The organism is Vibrio sp. 10N.222.55.C7, from assembly GCF_041473335.1.
In the GTDB taxonomy this organism is placed as follows: Bacteria; Pseudomonadota; Gammaproteobacteria; order Enterobacterales; family Vibrionaceae; genus Vibrio; species Vibrio crassostreae_C.
Map to the genome: position 1 here is coordinate 84428 of NZ_JBFRSC010000060.1, position 18413 is coordinate 102840.

The following is an 18413-nucleotide window of genomic DNA, read 5'->3' on the forward strand; positions in this document are numbered from 1 at the left end:
GAAAAAGCGAGCACATACAAAAACTCCGACTGATTCAGTCGGAGTTTTTATTTTCAACGATTACGTTTAATGAGGCACTAACTAAACAATCTTTTGCTCATCTTCTTCTTTGGTCGAATCGGTTTCTTTAGATAAAAAACTCTCAACTATCTCTCTCAGTTTGCCTTGGTTAACCGGTTTAGGTAAAAACTCATCCATGCCTACATCGAAGCACAAATGCTTGTCTCGCTGCACGACGTTGGCCGTCAGCGCAATGATTGGAATATGCTTTGTAGCCCCTTCTTCGAGCGCTCGGATCTGCTTGGTCGCTTCGAAGCCATCGAGAACCGGCATCTGACAATCCATAAAAATCATCTCGTATTCGTTGGCTTTGAATTTCTCGACACCAATTTCACCGTTGTCGGCAATATCAACCTCAAAGCCAAGCTTCTTGAGCATCATCTTGGCGACTTGTTGGTTTACTCGCGAGTCTTCAACAACTAAAACTGTACCACTAAATTCTCCGGCAACTGCGACAGGTTTTGACTCTGCTTGAATTGGAGCTTGTTTATCGGCTGGTGTGGCGTTTACAGAGACAATGGGAGCATCTTTAACAACCGCTGCAGGTTTACTTAACGGCACAGGTTCATTGTCTTTAAACGCAACCTCTCCTCTGTTCGGATAGGTAAAGACTGAAGTATCAGCCTCTCTCGCGAGTACCTCACTGATGGTCCATTTAAGCTGATTATCTTGGTAAGGACGCGCAATGTAGGCAACAAAACCGACTTGTTTAGCACGAGCTTCATCTTGCTTTCTAGGGTCAGCAGAGATCATCACTAACTTGGGACACTCGCTACCAAAGCGTTCAACTAAGCTTCTCGCCAGTTGAAAGCCATCAACGGACGGCATTACTTTGTCTATCAGAACGAGATCATAAGGTGATGACTTAGCCACAGACTCTGAAACCAACTCTAACGCTTGGTTTGCCGTTTCACAGCACTCAGACTTAACGCCAAAGGATTGAAGCTGTGTAGACGTTATACGCATGTTCAGCTGGCTATCATCCACAAGCAGAACCGAAACCTTATTGAAATCGATATTGCTTTCATCGGCTTCTAAACACGGGTCAAAGTCAGCCGTAAAATAGAAGGTACTGCCTTTACCTTCAACACTGGTGAGTTCAAGCTTGCTGCCCATCAATGTCACTATCTTCTCGCATATTGTTAGACCAAGCCCTGTGCCTCCATAAATACGTGTGGTACTGCCGTCGGCTTGTTGAAACTTATCGAACACCGATTTCTGTTTGTCTTCTGCAATACCGATACCGCTGTCGACAACCTCGAACCTCACTCTGAGTTTTTGCTCAGGCTCAACCACCTCTTCCAAACGAAGCGAGAGCGTGACGTGGCCATGCTCGGTAAATTTAATCGCGTTACCTACTAAGTTATTTAGGACTTGTCTTAGTTGTGTACCGTCGCCAATCACCATGGTTGGGATCTTAGGGTCGATCGCTAATTGGAATCGAAGCCCTTTCTGTTCGGCTTTCACTCGAAAGGTTGATTCAACGTCGGCCGCAATGCCCATCATTTTCATCGGCTCTTGCTGAAGCTCTAGTCGCCCCGCTTCGATCTTCGAGTAATCGAGAATGTCGTTGATTAAGTCGAGCAACGTAAGCGAAGAGGTGTTGAGCATGTTGATGTACTCTTTTTGCTCTTTCGGCATATCCATTTCAGAGAGCAAAGACGACAACCCGATAATCCCATTCATTGGTGTACGGATTTCGTGACTCATATTGGCAAGGAATTCACTTTTATTGCGGTTGGCCACCTCAGCAACATCTTTAGCTTTTTCCAGCTCTTGATATTGTTGACGAATACGTTCTACCGATCGGTTATAGCTACTCTCTAGAGTCGATATCTCATCTTTGTAAGTAGAGTGAGTTGGCGTTATAAAGCGCGGTTTGTTGTCTTCGACCTGTTGTTGGTTGATTTGGGAAGACATAGTCATCAAACGTTTTACGACAAGACGATAGACGATGGTTAAACATACGAGAGACAACAAGAAGATTTTAACGGCTTCGAAGGCGAGCAACAATAACACTCGTTCTTCAAAGTCATCTAGGATCATGCTCAAGTCTGATTGCACCGTGAGCGTCGCCAACGGGAAGTCTGTGCCGCCCATCTGGTGCACCATTTCCCAAGACTGAGAATAAGATTGGCCTTGGGTCTTTTGACCTAACTCTAGAATTTTTTCATCGGGACTTTCGATAAGAAGGTAACTGACCGAAGGGAGGCGAGAGATGCCTTCGGCTTGCACAAACAATTGCTCTCGATCTTCAACCCACAAACTTGCCGTTAAACCAGAAAGGTAGCCAGCCTTGACCTGCTCGATCTGAGAGCTGATAAAAGAAACTCGACTTTGGTACTCTACATACAACCCGAGACCTGTCACTATAACTGTGAATAAGGTACTGATCGCTATTATCATCCCGATCAACTGTCGGGAGAGTCCAACGTAGCGTTTTCCTTTTGTCAACATACACAAATTACCATTATTGTTATCCTAGCAAACTACAATTACTCAACTAGTATAATAGTAGTCATTCATCAAATAACTAGGGAAGGTTATGAAAAAACATCTTATCGTTGCATCCATAGTCAGTTTGTTTTCAAGCAGTTATGCTTCTGCAAACGAACCTCTTCACTACTACATTATTGCGAGCCAAGCGCAACCTTTTCAAATCGAAACTGACGGGTCATCTCACAGAGGAATTGTTTCAGATATTGTGGAAGCCGTGTTTGATGACAGCCAATATGAGATCAACTACCACACCTACCCTTTTAATCGAATGATCGACAAGCTCGATGCGAGAGAGAATCCAAACTGGGTTACCTATGGCAGCCCTAGTTGGGGGAATATTCAATCTGCGAACCTATCTGAAGACCCGATTTACAATGTAAAACACGTATTACTCAGCAGCGGTAAAAAGCCATTTGAGTTCAATACAATCGATGATCTCGATGGGAAAGCCGTAGTATTGCTGAAAGGATTTGAGTATCCGAACTTGGAACCTTATATCCAACAGGGCAAGCTCAACGAGATTCGAGTAAAAGATTACACTGCTGCGTTTCGTGTCCTGAACCGAGCACCTGGCGACACCGTGTTTGTGGAAATGGAATCACGAATCAAATACAACCTAAACGAACAAAAACTGAGTATTGATGATTACCAGATGCAAGAGTTTGGTTCTGTCATCAATAACTACCCTATCCATTTGGCGTTTGACCCTGAGATGGATCCTAAACTGCAAAGCTTCATCAACCAACGCCTAGACCAAATGAAAGACGATGGACAGCTTGACGACATCGTACAGAGTTACTTATAGCACCAGCGTAACTTAGAACTTAGCAACGGATAGCTTAGTCACGTACGTTAACTCTCGTTGATGCCTGACTCTCTAAAACCGAAAAGGCCGCCCTGCTTCATACTAGATAGCAGGGCGGCCTTTTAAATGCGTCTAAGGGGTAATCATAAGCATGCCGCTATCTGAATCGACGAATCAGTGCGAAGCAATCAAATGCAGTTGCTGAGTACGAAGCTGGTGACGCACTACCATCAGAATCTTACCCAAATGGTTCTCGCCGGTTCCATCGCCACCATCGCCCCAGAAGTGGTCTTTGTGCGAATGTTCTTTGATCACCGAATCTCCGGTGTTGGTAAGAAACAGCGCAAACTGTGGATTCTGTCTGAACTTCTCCGTCACAATAAACTGCATCACTTCAACACGAATGTCATACCAATCGTCGCGAACTTGGTCTTCGTAGTCACGACTTAAAGAGAACGCTTCGGCAGGTGTACTGGCTTCCAAAATGATATTGCGTAGCGCTTCGGAGGCAAACTTCATCGCTTGATAATAATGTTCGCTGGTTGCCCAAACTTGATCACCCACCTTGATAGGACAAGCGGCAAAATTTGACAGGTATCCGTTCGGATCTTCGGGTTCGTAAAACAGCACTTCTTTAGCTTGAGCCACAGAATTAGACATAGCCTTCTCCTTACCAACGACATCGCATATTTTTGCTTTAACTTTAAAATTAGTGGCGTTGAATATGACTGTCAAACAACTTAGCTCAAGAGTATGCCATGTGCGTGTTTTTCATCTGAAAAGCGTAATATCAAAAGGGTTAGGCTAAACAGAACAGTGAGCCAAAGAATCAAGGAGTTGATTAAATCTGGATAGGAAACATGAAAAAACACTTATAAATCAAAGGGTGGCGTTGTGCCACCCTTCTAAATGCAATGGGGATTATTAGTGAATAAGACCTAGCTCCCTCGCTTCTTCCAGACTCAAACCGCTTTCTCTAATTTCTCTTAGAGTCTCGATACGACGACGAGCTTCAGCAGACTTCATTTTCTTTTCTGGTTTGAAAGATACTTCTTCTTCAGCATCCCACTTGTTTGCAATATTTGTCATTTCATCATGGTTGATAGAATTAATGGACATGTTTTCCTCCGAAAAGCACCATGTAATGGACAGGTAATCTGTAGCAAATGCTTTTTCGCTTGTTAAGAAATTCTGTACTGAAGTGTGATGATTCCGACGCTTCACAAAGCTAATTAATAAATGCCTCATTTAAACTTTGCCAAAGCCATTTTCTGCAATTATATTTAAAAGATTCCCCATAAGAAATGTGGTTTGATCCAACTCTCATTTTCCCCTCTTTCAATGCAATCAAATCCGTTAGCTTTCACATAGGCCAAGGCGAGATTTTCGGCTTAGCCGGAGAATCTGGCTGCGGGAAAAGCACCTGCGCACGATTGATGACCAAGGTTTACCCTGCGACAGAGGGAGAGATACTGTTCAAAGGCAGAGACATCTCTACTCTGAAAAGCCGTAAAGATATCTTGGATTATCGCAGCCGTGTGCAAATGGTTTTTCAAGACCCCTTTGGTTCACTCAATCCCACTCACACTATTGATCACCATTTAACGCGCCCACTTAAGATCCATAAACAGGTAGCCACTAAACAGGCTCTCACAGAGCGCCTCAAAGAGTTATTAACGCTGGTGGAGTTACCCATCGAAACGCTAGCCAAATACCCGCACGAGCTCAGTGGGGGCCAAAGACAGAGGGTTAACCTAGCGAGAGCACTGGCCGTTGGCGCTGAGGTTATTCTTGCTGACGAACCCACCTCGATGTTGGACGTTTCGATTCGACTTGGCGTGTTGAACCTGATGCAAAAAATGAAGCAAGAGTTGGGGATTGGCTTTTTGTACATAACCCACGATCTTGCCACAGCACATTACATCGCTGAAGAGACGGCGGTGATGTACAAAGGGCAGATCGTCGAGTGGGGATCAACCCAGTCGATCTTGACCAATCCACAACACCCGTACACTAAGTTGTTGATCTCTGCGGTACCAGATCCCGATCTGCCATTTGGCGAACTCGTCAAAAATGAGCCAAACTATTCAATAGACGCTGATCGTATTCGAGAGCAGAGCAGTGAAATACAGCATGAAATCAAACAAGTTTCTGATAATCACTTTGTAAAACAGTGGGATAACGTTGCATGAATGAACTAGACACTTGGTTAGAGCGGATCGGAGATTGGTACAAAGACCGAAAGCATGATCAAGTGGACCGGTTAGAACCTTTGATCTTAACGCCTCCAGATGCGCTCTGGGGGCCATTGATCACGGATGAGCAGAGCAAAGGCATCGCATGTTGGCTAGACGGATGCCTGAGAATCTTTACTTTCTATCGCCACCTCGCGGATTCATCGAATCCGGAGTTGGCTTCGCAGGAGGCCAACAGCTCAAGCCATCAAGATAAAGCCTACCAATACCTAATGTTTGCCTACAGTAAGCTGCAAGCGGTGTCATGTGACCCAAAATCAGAAGCAGGATTGCAAGAGTGGTGTACACAGCGGCTACAACACTTGTGTGTATTGGCTTTGGAGTTTACGAACCAACAGCAAGAACCACGTTGGAAAGCAGAGTCTGAAAAATTGATCGAGTCGCATGTACGCTTTATGGCAACCCATCCCCGAAACGATGATCAAGGAATTACTCAACGCCATCTCCACTGATCAAGCCCTTCTCGATCAAGCATCAAATCAAAATCTCACCAGAGCTAGATCCGTAGAAAGCATGATCGAGCCTTGATCATGCTTCGGCGTTTAACTCTGTAAGCTATTGAATTTTAATGATTGACTGAATTTTAGGCAAAAAAAAGCGAGTCCCTTGGGAACTCGCAAAAATCTATTCAGTATGATGTAACAAAATATGAGCCAATCTATTAATCACAAGAAAGGACAAAGGTTGTCTATTCGGGATAAATAATAATCAACTAGATGCGCTACTTTGTCATCACTTTGTCAGCGTTAGGTGCGATTTTAATCAGCACCTAATGTGTTCAAAACTATCCATTCAGCGACGGTAAAACAGGCTTATCGCGATAGGATAATGACTAGTGGCCAATCGCCATTTCATCGAGCGCAAGGAACACGTTTTCGTCTAAATGACCTTCATGAACTTGTTTACACACTTTACGACGCACCGCTAAACCAGAGATCAAACGTTCAATGGACAGATGTCGATTGCTGGTGCTATCTCGGTCGTTATATAGCTCAATCAAGCGACTCAGTGTTTCGTATGGGATAACGTCCTCCCCTACTCTCAACCAATCAAGCTTCTCAATGAGCTCTGAGCACTCTTCTTTGATTGAGGCATGTGAGTGCCCTGTCATAGCAGATAAAGCCGTTATGCTGCGTTCTAGAGCCTCTGCAGAGGTATATTTAGAGAGAGTAATCATGATCTCGTCAGCGTTGATCTCAACAGAGTGTTTACGCTGCTTAACTCGACGTCCCAATTTGCCTCTTGGCGACGGTGCTTTACGCTGAATGGGTTCAAACTCACCGTCGATAATCTCAGACAGCTCTTCCAGTTTCTGCTTAGACACCATTTCGTTACGAAGTGGGTTCGGCAGCGTTGGTGCCATATTACGCTTACCTGCGTTAGTGGTACGCGCTCTTGAGTAACGTAATACTTCTTCCACATTACATTTGATATCTACCTGATAATCGGTCGTTTTCCCTTTTTCGATCAACGCGGTGATCGTCAAGTGATAACCCCAAAGATTAACCAGGAAGGTATCTTCTTGATCCCCGACTTCACCCAGCTTTCTGAGCTCGCGGATCAGATCCATCGAGAAACGACGCCAATCGATGTTACGCGCCAATTTCTGGTTGAGCTCACTGAGCAACATGCTATCTGAATGGCGACGTGCCATGCGGCTTCTAAAGTACGAATACATTTGGAAGACCAAGGTATGTTGCTTCAGGATTTCTGGCGGAAATAGGAAGAAATAGTCACGCGTCAGCAGCTCTTCGTAGAACGAAGGCTCCCAAACCAGGATGTATAGGTTCGGTTTAATGCGAATTTCGCCGTCAGAGCCTTCTGTAGGCGCTTCTTCCGATGCGGTAATGGTTCTAGCTAAGAATCGGAAACGATCACTCTTAAAGCCTTCTGGCATGTTATCACTAAGCCAACGGCCTGTAAGCTCGTGCAGTTGGAAATCCGTGAATTCGATACGATCAATACTGTCGCGGATAGAATCACGTGCAGGGCCGCTGTCTTTCTTGCCACGTAAAGACAAAATATCAGTGATGTAGAGTGGTGTTTTGTTTGGCGTGTGTTTCGCGTCTAGATGGTAATCATCTTGGTGATGATCATGATATTGAACGGTGAGAGTGAATAACGCGAATAGCGTCATCAGATCGTCAACGGTCATGATATTTTTAGAAGATCGTGTCTCGATCACAGCGCGAGTGCCAGAGATCGAAACCATGGATTTCTGGTAGCTCTTACGAGTTCTAGGTGGCGCTAACGCTTGATCAATAATCCCCGCCCAATTGGTTGGCGAAACAATGAATTGATCCGCTTCATCTTTCATCGTTGGTGGGGTATTCAACCCATGTTCATTCAGTAAGCGCTTGTTTACTTTGGTTTGAGCTAGGGCTTTAGAGCGCTTTTGCTTTTCATTTTGCTTCACGCTTTCTGTCACTAAGCTGGTGGCACCCAGCACCGATATCAATTGGTTTGGGTTCACAAAGCGATGCAACATGGTTTTACCAGCAAGGCCTTCTTCAAAGCGAACGGGGATTTGTTTGAACAATCCGATATTAACTGCAGCTCTCAGCCTTTGCTGTAAGGCTGCGCGAGTGACTTGACCATCGGTTGATTCAATAATCTCAGTGGTGGAAACGTACCCGTCTTTACTGCTAAACCCACGAAGTGAAATTAGGTTAAGAAGCTCAACTATGCTTTTGGTGACACCTTTGAAGTGTTGATATTGTTCTATCCATTCAACGGCTGTTTCAGATACCTCAAATAAATGACCATCTTTGTGGCTTCGTGCCTTAATTAACAATTTCTCTTCTGGTTTCATTTTTGATCCGTATCACACTAACCGTAATTTCACTATAGTTCCTGAATGATAAAGAAAGAATGATCATAAATAAAGAGAATTTATTGGCTTTTAAATAACTGATCTTTTTGATTAATATGATCTTAAATGATTAAGTGATCTAATGATCTGGACGCAACTTTGCTTATAAGTAGCTGAATTTAAAGCATTAAAATAAATCGCCTTGGAAAGCATGATCATAAAGGTTCCGAAACTATGATCATTAAACTTAAGAAAGCATGATCACAGAACATCAGAACGATGATCATTAAGTCATTGTAAGCATGATCATTATTGGTTCGAAAGCATGATCATTATACTTATACAGCTTATCCACAGATCGGAATTCAACATCGGTTTCTAAGTCGCTTTTGACTTGTCTAAGTGGACACTTGTGGTGACCAATCTATCGGAACAATGATCAAGAGAGCATACTTTTTTATCGTTCCTACCCTATTGAGTGCAAAATTTAGTCTGTATCCGCTGGAAATGGATTGCTTTGATGTATTTAGAGCGGGTGGGTCTTAACTAGGAAGCATGATCATGAAATTGTCATGTTTGTGTATTCTTGGTCTGTGTCGATTGAATTTTCAATCATTGAGCCCTTATAGGCGTTGAATCCCCATTCCAAAAGCATTTGTCCGTAACTTAGTTCATAAATTACATGCTTCCGGAACTATGTTTACTTGATCATTTTTCCGGAGGTTGATCATTTTCAATGTGCAGTTGCTCGGATCAATATTGCTCAGTTTACGCCTTGATCATGCTTCATAATTTGGCGTTATCAATTATCTTACACTGGATGTGCTCCATGATCATTCTTCCGGTTAGGTTCCAATCCTCTGTTGTTTTTTGACACCCCATCTTCTCTTCTGTTTTGAATTTTTTGGTCATTGAGTGTTTTTTAATTTTTATTGGATTGAAAATCTATAAATTCGAATGCAAATCACACCAACCGTAATCTACGGTTGTATTTCAATCGTTCCGAAGGTTTTTCGTTGAAATTCCATTTACATTGTAAATAAGTGATGCTGTAACATTTAAAATGTAGACTAGAAATAGCATGGTTATACATGATAGAAACAGTCATTTTTGTGTTTGTCTAAGGCGATGTTTCATCAAATTGTAAAAACGCGGTCTATTTTATGTGATTTTACTCATAAATGTATGTTCATGTTTTTGTTGTGTTTGTTGTTAATCGCTGTACAATTTGTACTTAGTTAATCATTACGGAAACTGGCAATGAAAAGAGAACAAACGATTGATAAGCTCTATCAGCTAGCCGAACAAACTCAACAAGTTCAGGCTGACCGAATTGAGATTATTTTGGAAGAGCGAAGTGATGAACATTTCCCTCCAATGTCTAAAGCTATGATGGAGACTCGTTCTGGTTTAACGCGTCGTAAGCTCGATGAAGCGATCACTAAACTTGAAGCTGATGGCCATCAGTTCACAAAGAACAACGCTAATCATTACTCGATTTCATTGACAGAAGCTCACATGTTGATGGACGCGGCAGAAGTGCCGAAGTTCCATGAACGTAAGCAGCACGCTGACAATAAGCCATGGATTATCAACGTACAAAACCAGAAGGGTGGTACGGGTAAATCAATGACAGCAGTTCACTTAGCCGCTTGTTTGTCTCTGAATTTGGATAAGCGCTACCGTATCTGTCTGATTGACTTGGACCCACAGGGCTCTTTGCGTCTGTTCCTAAATCCACAAATTAGTGGGGCAGAGCACGACAGCATCTATTCTGCCGTCGATATCATGTTGGACAATGTGCCTGAAGGCCAAGATGTCGATCTAGAGTTTCTTCGTAAGAACGTACTATTGCCAACTCAGTATCCAAACCTGAAGACAATTTCTGCTTTCCCAGAAGATGCGATGTTTAACGCTGAAGCGTGGCAAAGCCTTTCACAAGATCAGTCACTTGATATTGTTCGTCTGTTAAAAGAGAAGCTTATCGACAAAATCGCCGATGACTTCGATGTGATTATGATTGATACCGGCCCGCACGTTGACCCTCTAGTATGGAATGCAATGTACGCGTCGAACGCACTTCTGATTCCATGTGCAGCTAAGCGTTTGGATTGGGCTTCAACGGTTAACTTCTTCCAGCACTTACCAACGGTTTACGAAATGTTCCCGGATGACTGGAAAGGGCTCGAATTTGTTCGTCTAATGCCAACCATGTTTGAAGACGACAACAAGAAACAGGTGTCAGTTCTGACTGAAATGAACTACCTGTTGAATGATCAAGTAATGATGGCAACCATTCCAAGAAGCCGTGCTTTTGAAACCTGTGCTGACACTTACAGCACGGTTTTCGATCTAACGGTAAGCGACTTTGAGGGCGGTAAGAAAACTCTAGCTGTTGCTCAAGACGCAGTACAAAAAAGTGCTCTAGAATTAGAGCGCGTATTACATAGCAACTGGCCTTCACTTAATCAGGGATAACAACAATGGCAATTAAAACATCTGACTTAAATGCAAAGCTATTTGGTAAAGCAAACAAACGTCGCGTAGCAACACCACAAGAAGCGCAAACAGCGGCAAAAGAGCAGGCTCAAGTGATTGAGCTTTCTGTTGCTGGCGAAGATTTGGTTTCATTTGAATTGGTTCGAATTCCTGCGGCTGAAGTGGCTACTCGAACGGTTGTTTTTGAAGAGAACGCTCGTGAGCAATCTTTCTTAAACGAGCATGCGCTTTCTGATGTTCTTACAACATTGAAAGAACGTGGTCAGCAATACCCAGCAGTTGGTCGTAAGAACAAAGACGGTAAGATTGAAGTTCTTGATGGTAGCCGTCGTCGTATGTCATGTATTTTGGCTGACAAAGAGTTCCTAATCTATGTTGCTGAAAACATTAACGGCGAACACGCTAAATTCCTATCAGACGTAGCTAACGCTCATAAACCGCTTTCTCTTTATGAGAAGGGCAAAGAGATGCAAGCGAAGCTAGATAAAGGCGAAGCTGAAGACCAGAAAGCACTGGCGAAAATGTTCCAGTGCAGTGAAGCTTTGGTGAGTGGTGCATTGAAAGCAGCCGCTTTACCACTTGAATTGCTACAAGCTTACCCAAATGTGAGCGACCTTGGTCGTCCAACCATTGTTAAACTACACAAGCAGTTTGGTGGATTGACGAGTGAACAGCAGCAAACACTGCTGACTAAGTGTGATGCTTCTGAAGGTTTTGTATGGCAGCGTAGCGAAGCTCAAGGCGTAACTCGTCTAACCAAAGACGTGACCGAAACATTGGAAGGTTGGATTCTTGAATTGGCGCCAGCGCCAGCGAAGAAAGCTTCTCCAAAAGTTGAGCTTATTAAGGGCCGCGTATCATACAGCCGCAAGGGTTCAAACTTGGCGTTGAACCTTAAGAAAGTTGATGACGCAACAATGGAAGAAATCCTCGCCTTCGTACAATCGAAGCTCGACTAAGTCGACGACTTTTCATTACTCCTCTAAAGCCGCTTTATGCGGCTTTTTATTTGGCTGTGATAAACTGTGTTTAGATGAATCTGGACGCTAACTATGACAAACCCAACCAACACTTTTCTACATACACTTTCTAATATTGCTCAGCATAACGATCACCGTTACGGCGTTGTCTTTGATGGCGAATTTGATTGGCAAAACTCAGCTGTTTTTACTTTCCTTCAAGACTCACACAGTCCGAGCATCTTCCAGATTGGCGGTACGCCATTTGAAGGTGTGATTCATGCTCCAGTAAAAAAAGGCCAACAACTGCTTGGTCGTGAGTGTCAGGTTCTTGTTTGTGATTTTAGAGAGCAGTTCGATGCGAATGGTTTTAGTGCCGCGTTGGGTTCGTTAGTTGGTGGTGGGTTGTTGTTGGTGTTGCCGCCAAAAGTTAATGCCTCTGAAGATAGTGAAAGCTTTGGCCAACGTTGGTTAAAACGTCATTTCGATAAACTGATGTCTGTTTCACAACACAATGAAGCCTGCGATGTAGTTCAAGCAACTCACGTTCTTCCTCAGATGCAAAGCGCCCAAAACGGATTGGATAAATTTGAACAGCAAAACACGGCTGTTGAATTAGTCAAAAAAGTGGTGTCTGGACACCGTAAACGTCCTTTGATTCTCACTGCGGATAGAGGGCGTGGTAAAAGTTCGACATTGGGTATTGCCGCTGCGCAGCTGTTAGTTGAGCGTCACGGGTTTAATATTGTTGTTACCGCACCTTCAGTGAAAGCGGTAGAGCCGGTATTTTCCCATGCTAGCCAAGGGTTGGAATCTTGCGAAGTGGTAAACGCTACTCACATTCGTCATCAAGGTGGCAGTTTAAGATTCGTCGCAACAGATGAATTACTTAAATCTAAGCCTGATTGCGATCTGTTATTGGTTGACGAAGCAGCTGCAATTCCAATTCCGATGCTTAAATCCATGGTCGACATCTATCACCGTATGGTCTTTTCAACCACGGTACATGGTTACGAAGGCAGTGGGCGAGGGTTCGGTATTAAGTTTGAGTCTTGGCTTTCTGAGCATCGTCCGGGGTGGAAAGGCTTTAAGCTCGAACAACCGATTCGTTGGAATAGCAACGATCCGCTAGAAGCTTGGTTGTTTGATTGCTTCCTACTTGGTAATGACGCATCAGTCACTGAATCGGCGGTTGATGAAATCGAAGGCTTTTCTGCTGACGCAATCAAAAAATTAAACTTAGTCGAGTTATCAAAAGCAGAATGCTTGGCTAATCCTGAGCAGCTACAACAATGTTTTTCTCTTCTCGTGGATGCGCACTATCAGACCTCGCCAAATGACTTAATGCAATTTCTCAACAATCCAGCAATCCGTTTATACGCCGCTTGGCAGCAAGATAAATGTTTAGGTTGTATGTTAGTGACGGAAGAGGGTGGTTTGGACAGCGAGTTGATTACTCAAATTCAACTTGGAAAACGCAGGCCTCAAGGTCACCTTGCTCCAGTATTACTGGCAAACCAACTTGGCTGTACTCAGGCGGCGACCAGTCGTTGCCTTCGAGTTATGCGCATTGCTGTTTCAGCACGTCATCAAGGTTTGGGTATTGGCCGTTGGATGTTGGCTCAGTTATCACAGCAAACCAGCCAAGCAGATTATCTGGCGACAAGCTTTGGCGCGACCAGCGAATTGATTTCTTTTTGGCGGCGTAGTGAATTTGAAGCTGTGCACATCGGCCACCAGCGAGATCAGGCAAGTGGCTGTCACTCGGTTCTGATGGTTAAGGCGCTTAACTCAAACTCTCAAGGCTGGATAAACCAAGTTCAAAATCATTTCGAGCGTAGCTACTGTTTTCTTGTTTCAGGTTCTTTGGTTTCACTTGAAACCGATATGGTACGAGCGCTGCTGCCAAAGAGTGTCCAAACCGTTAGCGAGTTTGAAACTCAGTTAGTTAGAAATTACGTGAACGGTGGCAACAGTTATGATGCGATCAGCTTCAGCGTACTGAACTTGATTCTACTCAGTAACGATCGAAACGTAGGTATTTCTGACTTACTCATCGCAAAGGTTGTTCAGCAGAAAGAGTGGGAGGCTTGTGTCGAACAGTTTAATCTGGTTGGTCGTAAACAAGCAGAGATTCAGTTTCGTAAAGATGTCGATGCTCTGTTAGCAAATTTACAGTGTAAATAGGCTAGCCATCATTTAAATAGACTGACCGCTACAAATTAGATTTACAGTGTAAATTAGAATCTTGGATTTACACTGTAAACTGAAGCTCCATATTGAAATTCGTTTTTACCCTGACTATCTGTTACATCACTTCTGTTTCATCTCTCCATGACAGCCTTTAATCTTCTATAGCTATTCGCCTTTACTATCTTGCACCAATATCGAATCGACATTCAATCACACGAAATATTCTGAAAAAATCTTCCTATGTATTTGTAAAGGCGAAGCAGATCATAAAATGTGTAAGTCTTATTTATGAGTCATGTTTGCAGAATCGAAAGTAAGTGATGTGACGCTGATTATTCTAATAATGTGATACTCAGCTCAGAATGAATTATATAGACTGAATAACAACTGAGTCATTAGGGATACTCAATTCGAATGTGGGATAACATCGTTACATTGTCGGAAGACAAGCAACAAGTAATGGCATGTCTGCCAACCGGGATTGTGGTTGACGCAAGCTTTGATAACAAGACGCTGCCACCAACCTTGGAAGCTTTGAATGCATCAAACTATTTTCTTTTCGAAGAAGAGGTGTTGCGTTTCGTTACTCTTGCTAAAGAAGGTAAGGGTGAAGCTTATGAAGGAATCTTGATTGCTGAAGTTCGAAATGCCACTGTTGCGGTCGAACTGTCTGATGATGAGATGTTGGCGAGTCTCGTGGTCACTGGTCCCTACAATGGACACCCACTGCGTGGTAGCGACATCATTCAGTGCTTATCTCTAGCTCAAATAACAAAAGGAATAAATAAGTTAGCGCTCAGAAAAGTTCTGATGATGAGTAGCAAACTTAAGCCCGGGGAAAAGTTTACTCAGCCCGTCGCTAAAGGGACACAACCAGTAAAAGGTAAGGATGCTAAGTTTGCCGCTTTGGTTGAAGATATTACTCGCCAAGTCTTGAAGCCTCGCAGCAAAGACGAAGGCAAGATTGATATGCGAGACTTGGGACAAACCATTACCGTTGGTCAAAATGATCACTTAATGAAACGTACCCCCGCTACCAAAGGTATCGCTGGCTTTACCGTTCAAGGCCGAATTATCCCACCGCTTCCTGGGCAAGACAGTTTAATCAAGCCAGGAAAGGGCACCTACATCTCCCCTGAAGATCCCAATTTACTACTCGCCTCACACCCTGGATTGCCCATCATTAAAGATCGAACCATCGAAGTGGATGACGCCTTATGTGTCAGCAACGTCGATGTCTCAACTGGGCATGTTAAATTTAAAGGTAATGTCTTCGTCTCTGGCAACATCGAGCCGGGGATGATCGTCAAGGCGACCGGAAGTGTTACGGTTGGTGGCTTTATCGAATCGGCCGAAGTTCAAGCCCAGGGGGATATCAAAGTCGCCAAAGGCATTATCGGCCATACGACTAAAGAGGGGGAGCCAAAAAGTTGTAAGGTATTCAGTAAAGGCTCTATCACAGCAAGCTACGCACAGAATGCTGAGCTACAAACGGCCAACGACCTTAGACTTGGTGTGCACAGTATGAGTAATGACATTCGCTGTGGTAACAACCTTATCGTGATGGACAGTTTGAAAAAACACGGCACGCTCAGCGGTGGTGAAGCCAAAGTCGGCGGGAAAGTAGAATGTGTCTTCTTAGGTGTTGAGGGAGACACCGCAACTAAAGTACATGGCTTTGCGCGCTACGATGGTTACCGACAAAAGCTAGCCGAGCTGAAGGAAGCTTATAAACACACTCAAGAGCAAACCATGGGTGTGATTCGCCAAGAGTTAGAATTTAAGAAGCGCCCTAAAACCGAGAGAAGCGAAGAGCAAGCCCTAGAAATTGAGCAGCAACGTGAGAAGAATAATCTCGCAATTGAAAACACAAAGTCGCAGTTAGATACACTCGAAGCAGAGTTTGAAACCAACCTTGCTGAATGTACTGTAGAGGTACACGAAAAAGTGTATACCCGAGTGACGATTCAATTTGGTGATGAGACAGTCACAACCAAGCGAACTCACGGCGGAAGTGTTTTCTCATTCAACCAATACGAGATCCAATGTTCATTCAAGATGGAGCAAGAGGATATTGCTTTGTAGGCTTTGTGTTGAACATAAGTGATGCTTGGCTTAGGTGATGATACTGACAAATAGAAAAAGGGGAGCTGATGCTCCCCTTATGGTTTCTACTGATAATGATTTATTTAGATGGCTTGAGCGCTCTAACTTACGGCTCTAACTCGACCTTGTTTAAGGTCTGAAAGAACCTGTGCTTTAGGACCGTCGGCAATGATGCAGCCTTTCTCCATAACGATCACTCGATCGACAATGTCCAACATCGACGTTTTGTGTGTAATCAGAATCAACGTCTCGCTTGGTAGCAACTGGTTAAGCTGGTGTTTGATGTGCATCTCAGAACGGTTATCCATAGCACTGGTCGGCTCATCCATTAACAATACTGGCGGACGGCCTAGGAAGGCTCTAGCAATGGCAATTGACTGACGTTGACCACCAGACAGCAAGGCACCACCTTCACCCACTTGGCGTTCTAAACCTGCAGGATCTTGCTGAGTAAACGCGGTTACGCCTGCACGGTTCGCTGCATCCATCACGTCACGGTCATCCACCAAAGGGCGGCCTAAAGTAATGTTGTCTCTTACCGAACCGTAGAACAAGTTACTGTCTTGCGGCACACAGCCTATATTGCGTCGTACGTCGACATGATGCAGTTGTTCCATATCGGTGTCATCAATGCGTACATGGCCTTCTGTTGGCTTGTACAGGCCCATAATCAGACGTTCTAGTGTGGTTTTACCTGAACCAATACGACCAATGATCGCCACTTTCTCGCCTGGACTAATATTGAGGGTTAAGTCTCTAATTGAAGCAACGGGTGAATCTGGGTAGTGAAACGTCACTTTATCTAGCGCGATATGGCCCTGAATAATCGGACGGTGAATGTAGCGTTTACCTTCTTCTTGTTCATCAGGCATCGACATCACTTGCTCAATCAGAGTCATTGATGACTTCGCTTGGTTGTAACGAGTCGAAAGCAAAGATAACTGAACAAGAGGACCAATCGCTCGGCCACTCAGCATGGTCGCAGCGATCAAGCCACCCATCGTAAGCTCACCTTCCGCAATCAGGTACACACCAAAGATTATCATACCTACGTTAGTACTCTGCTGAACAAAACCGGCGGTGTTTTGGATGCTGTCTGTGATGCGTCGGCTTTTGATATTCCAATTCGCCATGTGAGCCACGGCTTCTTCCCAACGGAATTGGAATTGGCTTTGCGCGCTGAATAGCTTAACGGTTTCTAGACCCGCCAAACTTTCAATCAAGTTTGCATACTTCTGCGAGGCAAGACGAGATCCTTCTTCAATGGTGCGGCGCAGTGGGCCTTGGATTAGCAATGCATAGACGATCAAAATGACCACGCCAGCAACGGGAACGAATACAAGGTTTCCAGCCATTAGCCAAATTAGCGCTAAGAACATCAGTGCGAAGGGGAGGTCGATGAGCGAGCCAATGGTTGCAGAGGTAAAGAATTCACGAATGGATTCGAACTCTTGCAAGTTTTTAGCGAAAGCACCGACAGAAGCAGGTTTCGCTTCCATACGTATCCCCAGTACTTTACTGAACAGCTTGGAGGAAATGAGAATATCGGATTTCTTACCAGCAACGTCAATGAAGTAGCTTCGCATCAATTTGAGCAGCAAATCGAATAGGAACACGACAAAGATACCACTCGCTAGCACCCACAAAGTTTCAAAGGCGAGGTTAGGTACGACTTTGTCGTACACCAAGCGTGTAAACATGGGCGCGGCTATCGCGAAGATGTTGATCAGAATGGAGGCAATCAACACATCTCGGTAGATGTTTTTCGATTCCCAAATCGTACTCCAAAACCAATGCCCTTTACGTGTTTTTAGAACTTCTGGTGAACGTTCATCATAACGGAACTGTTTCTTTACCAAGAAGTAGCGGCCGATGAATTGTTCTTTCAGCTCTTCGACAGGAATGATGATTGGCACCATTCCGCTTTCCGCAGTAATGATTTCCGCTTCTTGCTTCTCTAAATCGATACTGTTGAGAACGCACGCCTCACCTTGTTTAAGTAGTAAGACCGCAGGCAGTATCAGGTGAGGAATCTTTTCTAAGTCGGAACGGTTTTCTTTTGCCACTAATCCTGCTCGTTCAGCAGAGCGTGGGAATAGGAAAGGGGTTAGCTTTCCATCGGATAGTGGTAGCCCATTGATCAACGCTTCGGGCGAGTTAGCTAACCCGTAATACCGGCTAACGTAGATCAGTGAGTTCAATAGTGGATCTTGCATGTGATATAA

At 44.1% G+C, this 18413-nt stretch carries 12 protein-coding genes; 7 read left to right on the forward strand and 5 right to left on the reverse strand.

Annotation, left to right across the window (positions count from 1 at the left end; translation table 11 throughout):
• Positions 1–81: 81 nt before the first annotated feature.
• A complete protein-coding gene (locus tag AB4482_RS20395; protein WP_372181536.1) occupies positions 82–2517 on the reverse strand; it encodes a response regulator in 2436 nt (811 codons plus the stop codon).
• Between the two features lie 88 nt (positions 2518–2605).
• Here AB4482_RS20395 and AB4482_RS20400 point away from each other — a divergent pair, with 88 nt between their 5' ends.
• Positions 2606–3364 carry an ABC transporter substrate-binding protein gene (locus AB4482_RS20400; RefSeq protein ID WP_017061220.1) on the forward strand — a complete coding sequence of 253 codons (759 nt, stop codon included), beginning with the start codon at positions 2606–2608 and terminating at the stop codon, positions 3362–3364.
• 174 nt (positions 3365–3538) lie between these two features.
• On the opposite strand, the gene AB4482_RS20405 is transcribed toward AB4482_RS20400, so the two are convergent.
• On the reverse strand, positions 3539–4099 hold the full coding sequence (locus tag AB4482_RS20405; RefSeq protein ID WP_372102659.1) for an NADAR family protein: 561 nt from the start codon (positions 4097–4099) through the stop codon (positions 3539–3541).
• Between the two features lie 189 nt (positions 4100–4288).
• Positions 4289–4483: a hypothetical protein gene (locus AB4482_RS20410; RefSeq protein WP_017061218.1), complete on the reverse strand. Its 195-nt coding sequence runs from the start codon at positions 4481–4483 to the stop codon at positions 4289–4291.
• Between the two features lie 185 nt (positions 4484–4668).
• Here AB4482_RS20410 and AB4482_RS20415 point away from each other — a divergent pair, with 185 nt between their 5' ends.
• The gene (locus AB4482_RS20415; RefSeq protein WP_372181538.1) at positions 4669–5556 is read left to right on the forward strand and encodes an ABC transporter ATP-binding protein; all 888 of its coding nucleotides are present in this window, start codon (positions 4669–4671) and stop codon (positions 5554–5556) included.
• On the forward strand, positions 5553–6071 hold the full coding sequence (locus AB4482_RS20420) for a transcriptional regulator (protein WP_372181540.1): 519 nt from the start codon (positions 5553–5555) through the stop codon (positions 6069–6071). The genes AB4482_RS20415 and AB4482_RS20420 overlap by 4 nt, the downstream gene beginning before the upstream one ends.
• A gap of 380 nt (positions 6072–6451) precedes the next feature.
• Here AB4482_RS20420 and AB4482_RS20425 read toward each other — a convergent pair whose 3' ends face one another.
• Positions 6452–8431: a replication initiator protein RctB domain-containing protein gene (locus AB4482_RS20425; protein WP_372181541.1), complete on the reverse strand. Its 1980-nt coding sequence runs from the start codon at positions 8429–8431 to the stop codon at positions 6452–6454.
• A 1260-nt stretch (positions 8432–9691) separates the two neighbouring features.
• Between AB4482_RS20425 and AB4482_RS20430 the strand changes: the two genes are divergently transcribed.
• The 4 genes from AB4482_RS20430 (at position 9692) to AB4482_RS20445 (ending at position 16167) form a co-directional block, all read left to right on the forward strand.
• On the forward strand, positions 9692–10909 hold the full coding sequence (locus AB4482_RS20430) for a ParA family protein (protein ID WP_017061213.1): 1218 nt from the start codon (positions 9692–9694) through the stop codon (positions 10907–10909).
• 5 nt (positions 10910–10914) lie between these two features.
• A complete protein-coding gene (locus AB4482_RS20435; RefSeq protein WP_017061212.1) occupies positions 10915–11889 on the forward strand; it encodes a ParB/RepB/Spo0J family partition protein in 975 nt (324 codons plus the stop codon).
• Between the two features lie 93 nt (positions 11890–11982).
• The gene (locus tag AB4482_RS20440; RefSeq protein WP_372181543.1) at positions 11983–14076 is read left to right on the forward strand and encodes a GNAT family N-acetyltransferase; all 2094 of its coding nucleotides are present in this window, start codon (positions 11983–11985) and stop codon (positions 14074–14076) included.
• Between the two features lie 420 nt (positions 14077–14496).
• Complete coding sequence (locus AB4482_RS20445) at positions 14497–16167, forward strand: DUF342 domain-containing protein (protein ID WP_372073590.1); 1671 nt, start codon at positions 14497–14499, stop codon at positions 16165–16167.
• A gap of 122 nt (positions 16168–16289) precedes the next feature.
• On the opposite strand, the gene AB4482_RS20450 is transcribed toward AB4482_RS20445, so the two are convergent.
• Positions 16290–18404, reverse strand: a complete 2115-nt coding sequence (locus tag AB4482_RS20450; RefSeq protein WP_017061209.1) for a type I secretion system permease/ATPase — start codon at positions 18402–18404, stop codon at positions 16290–16292.
• Between the last annotated feature and the right edge of the window lie 9 nt (positions 18405–18413).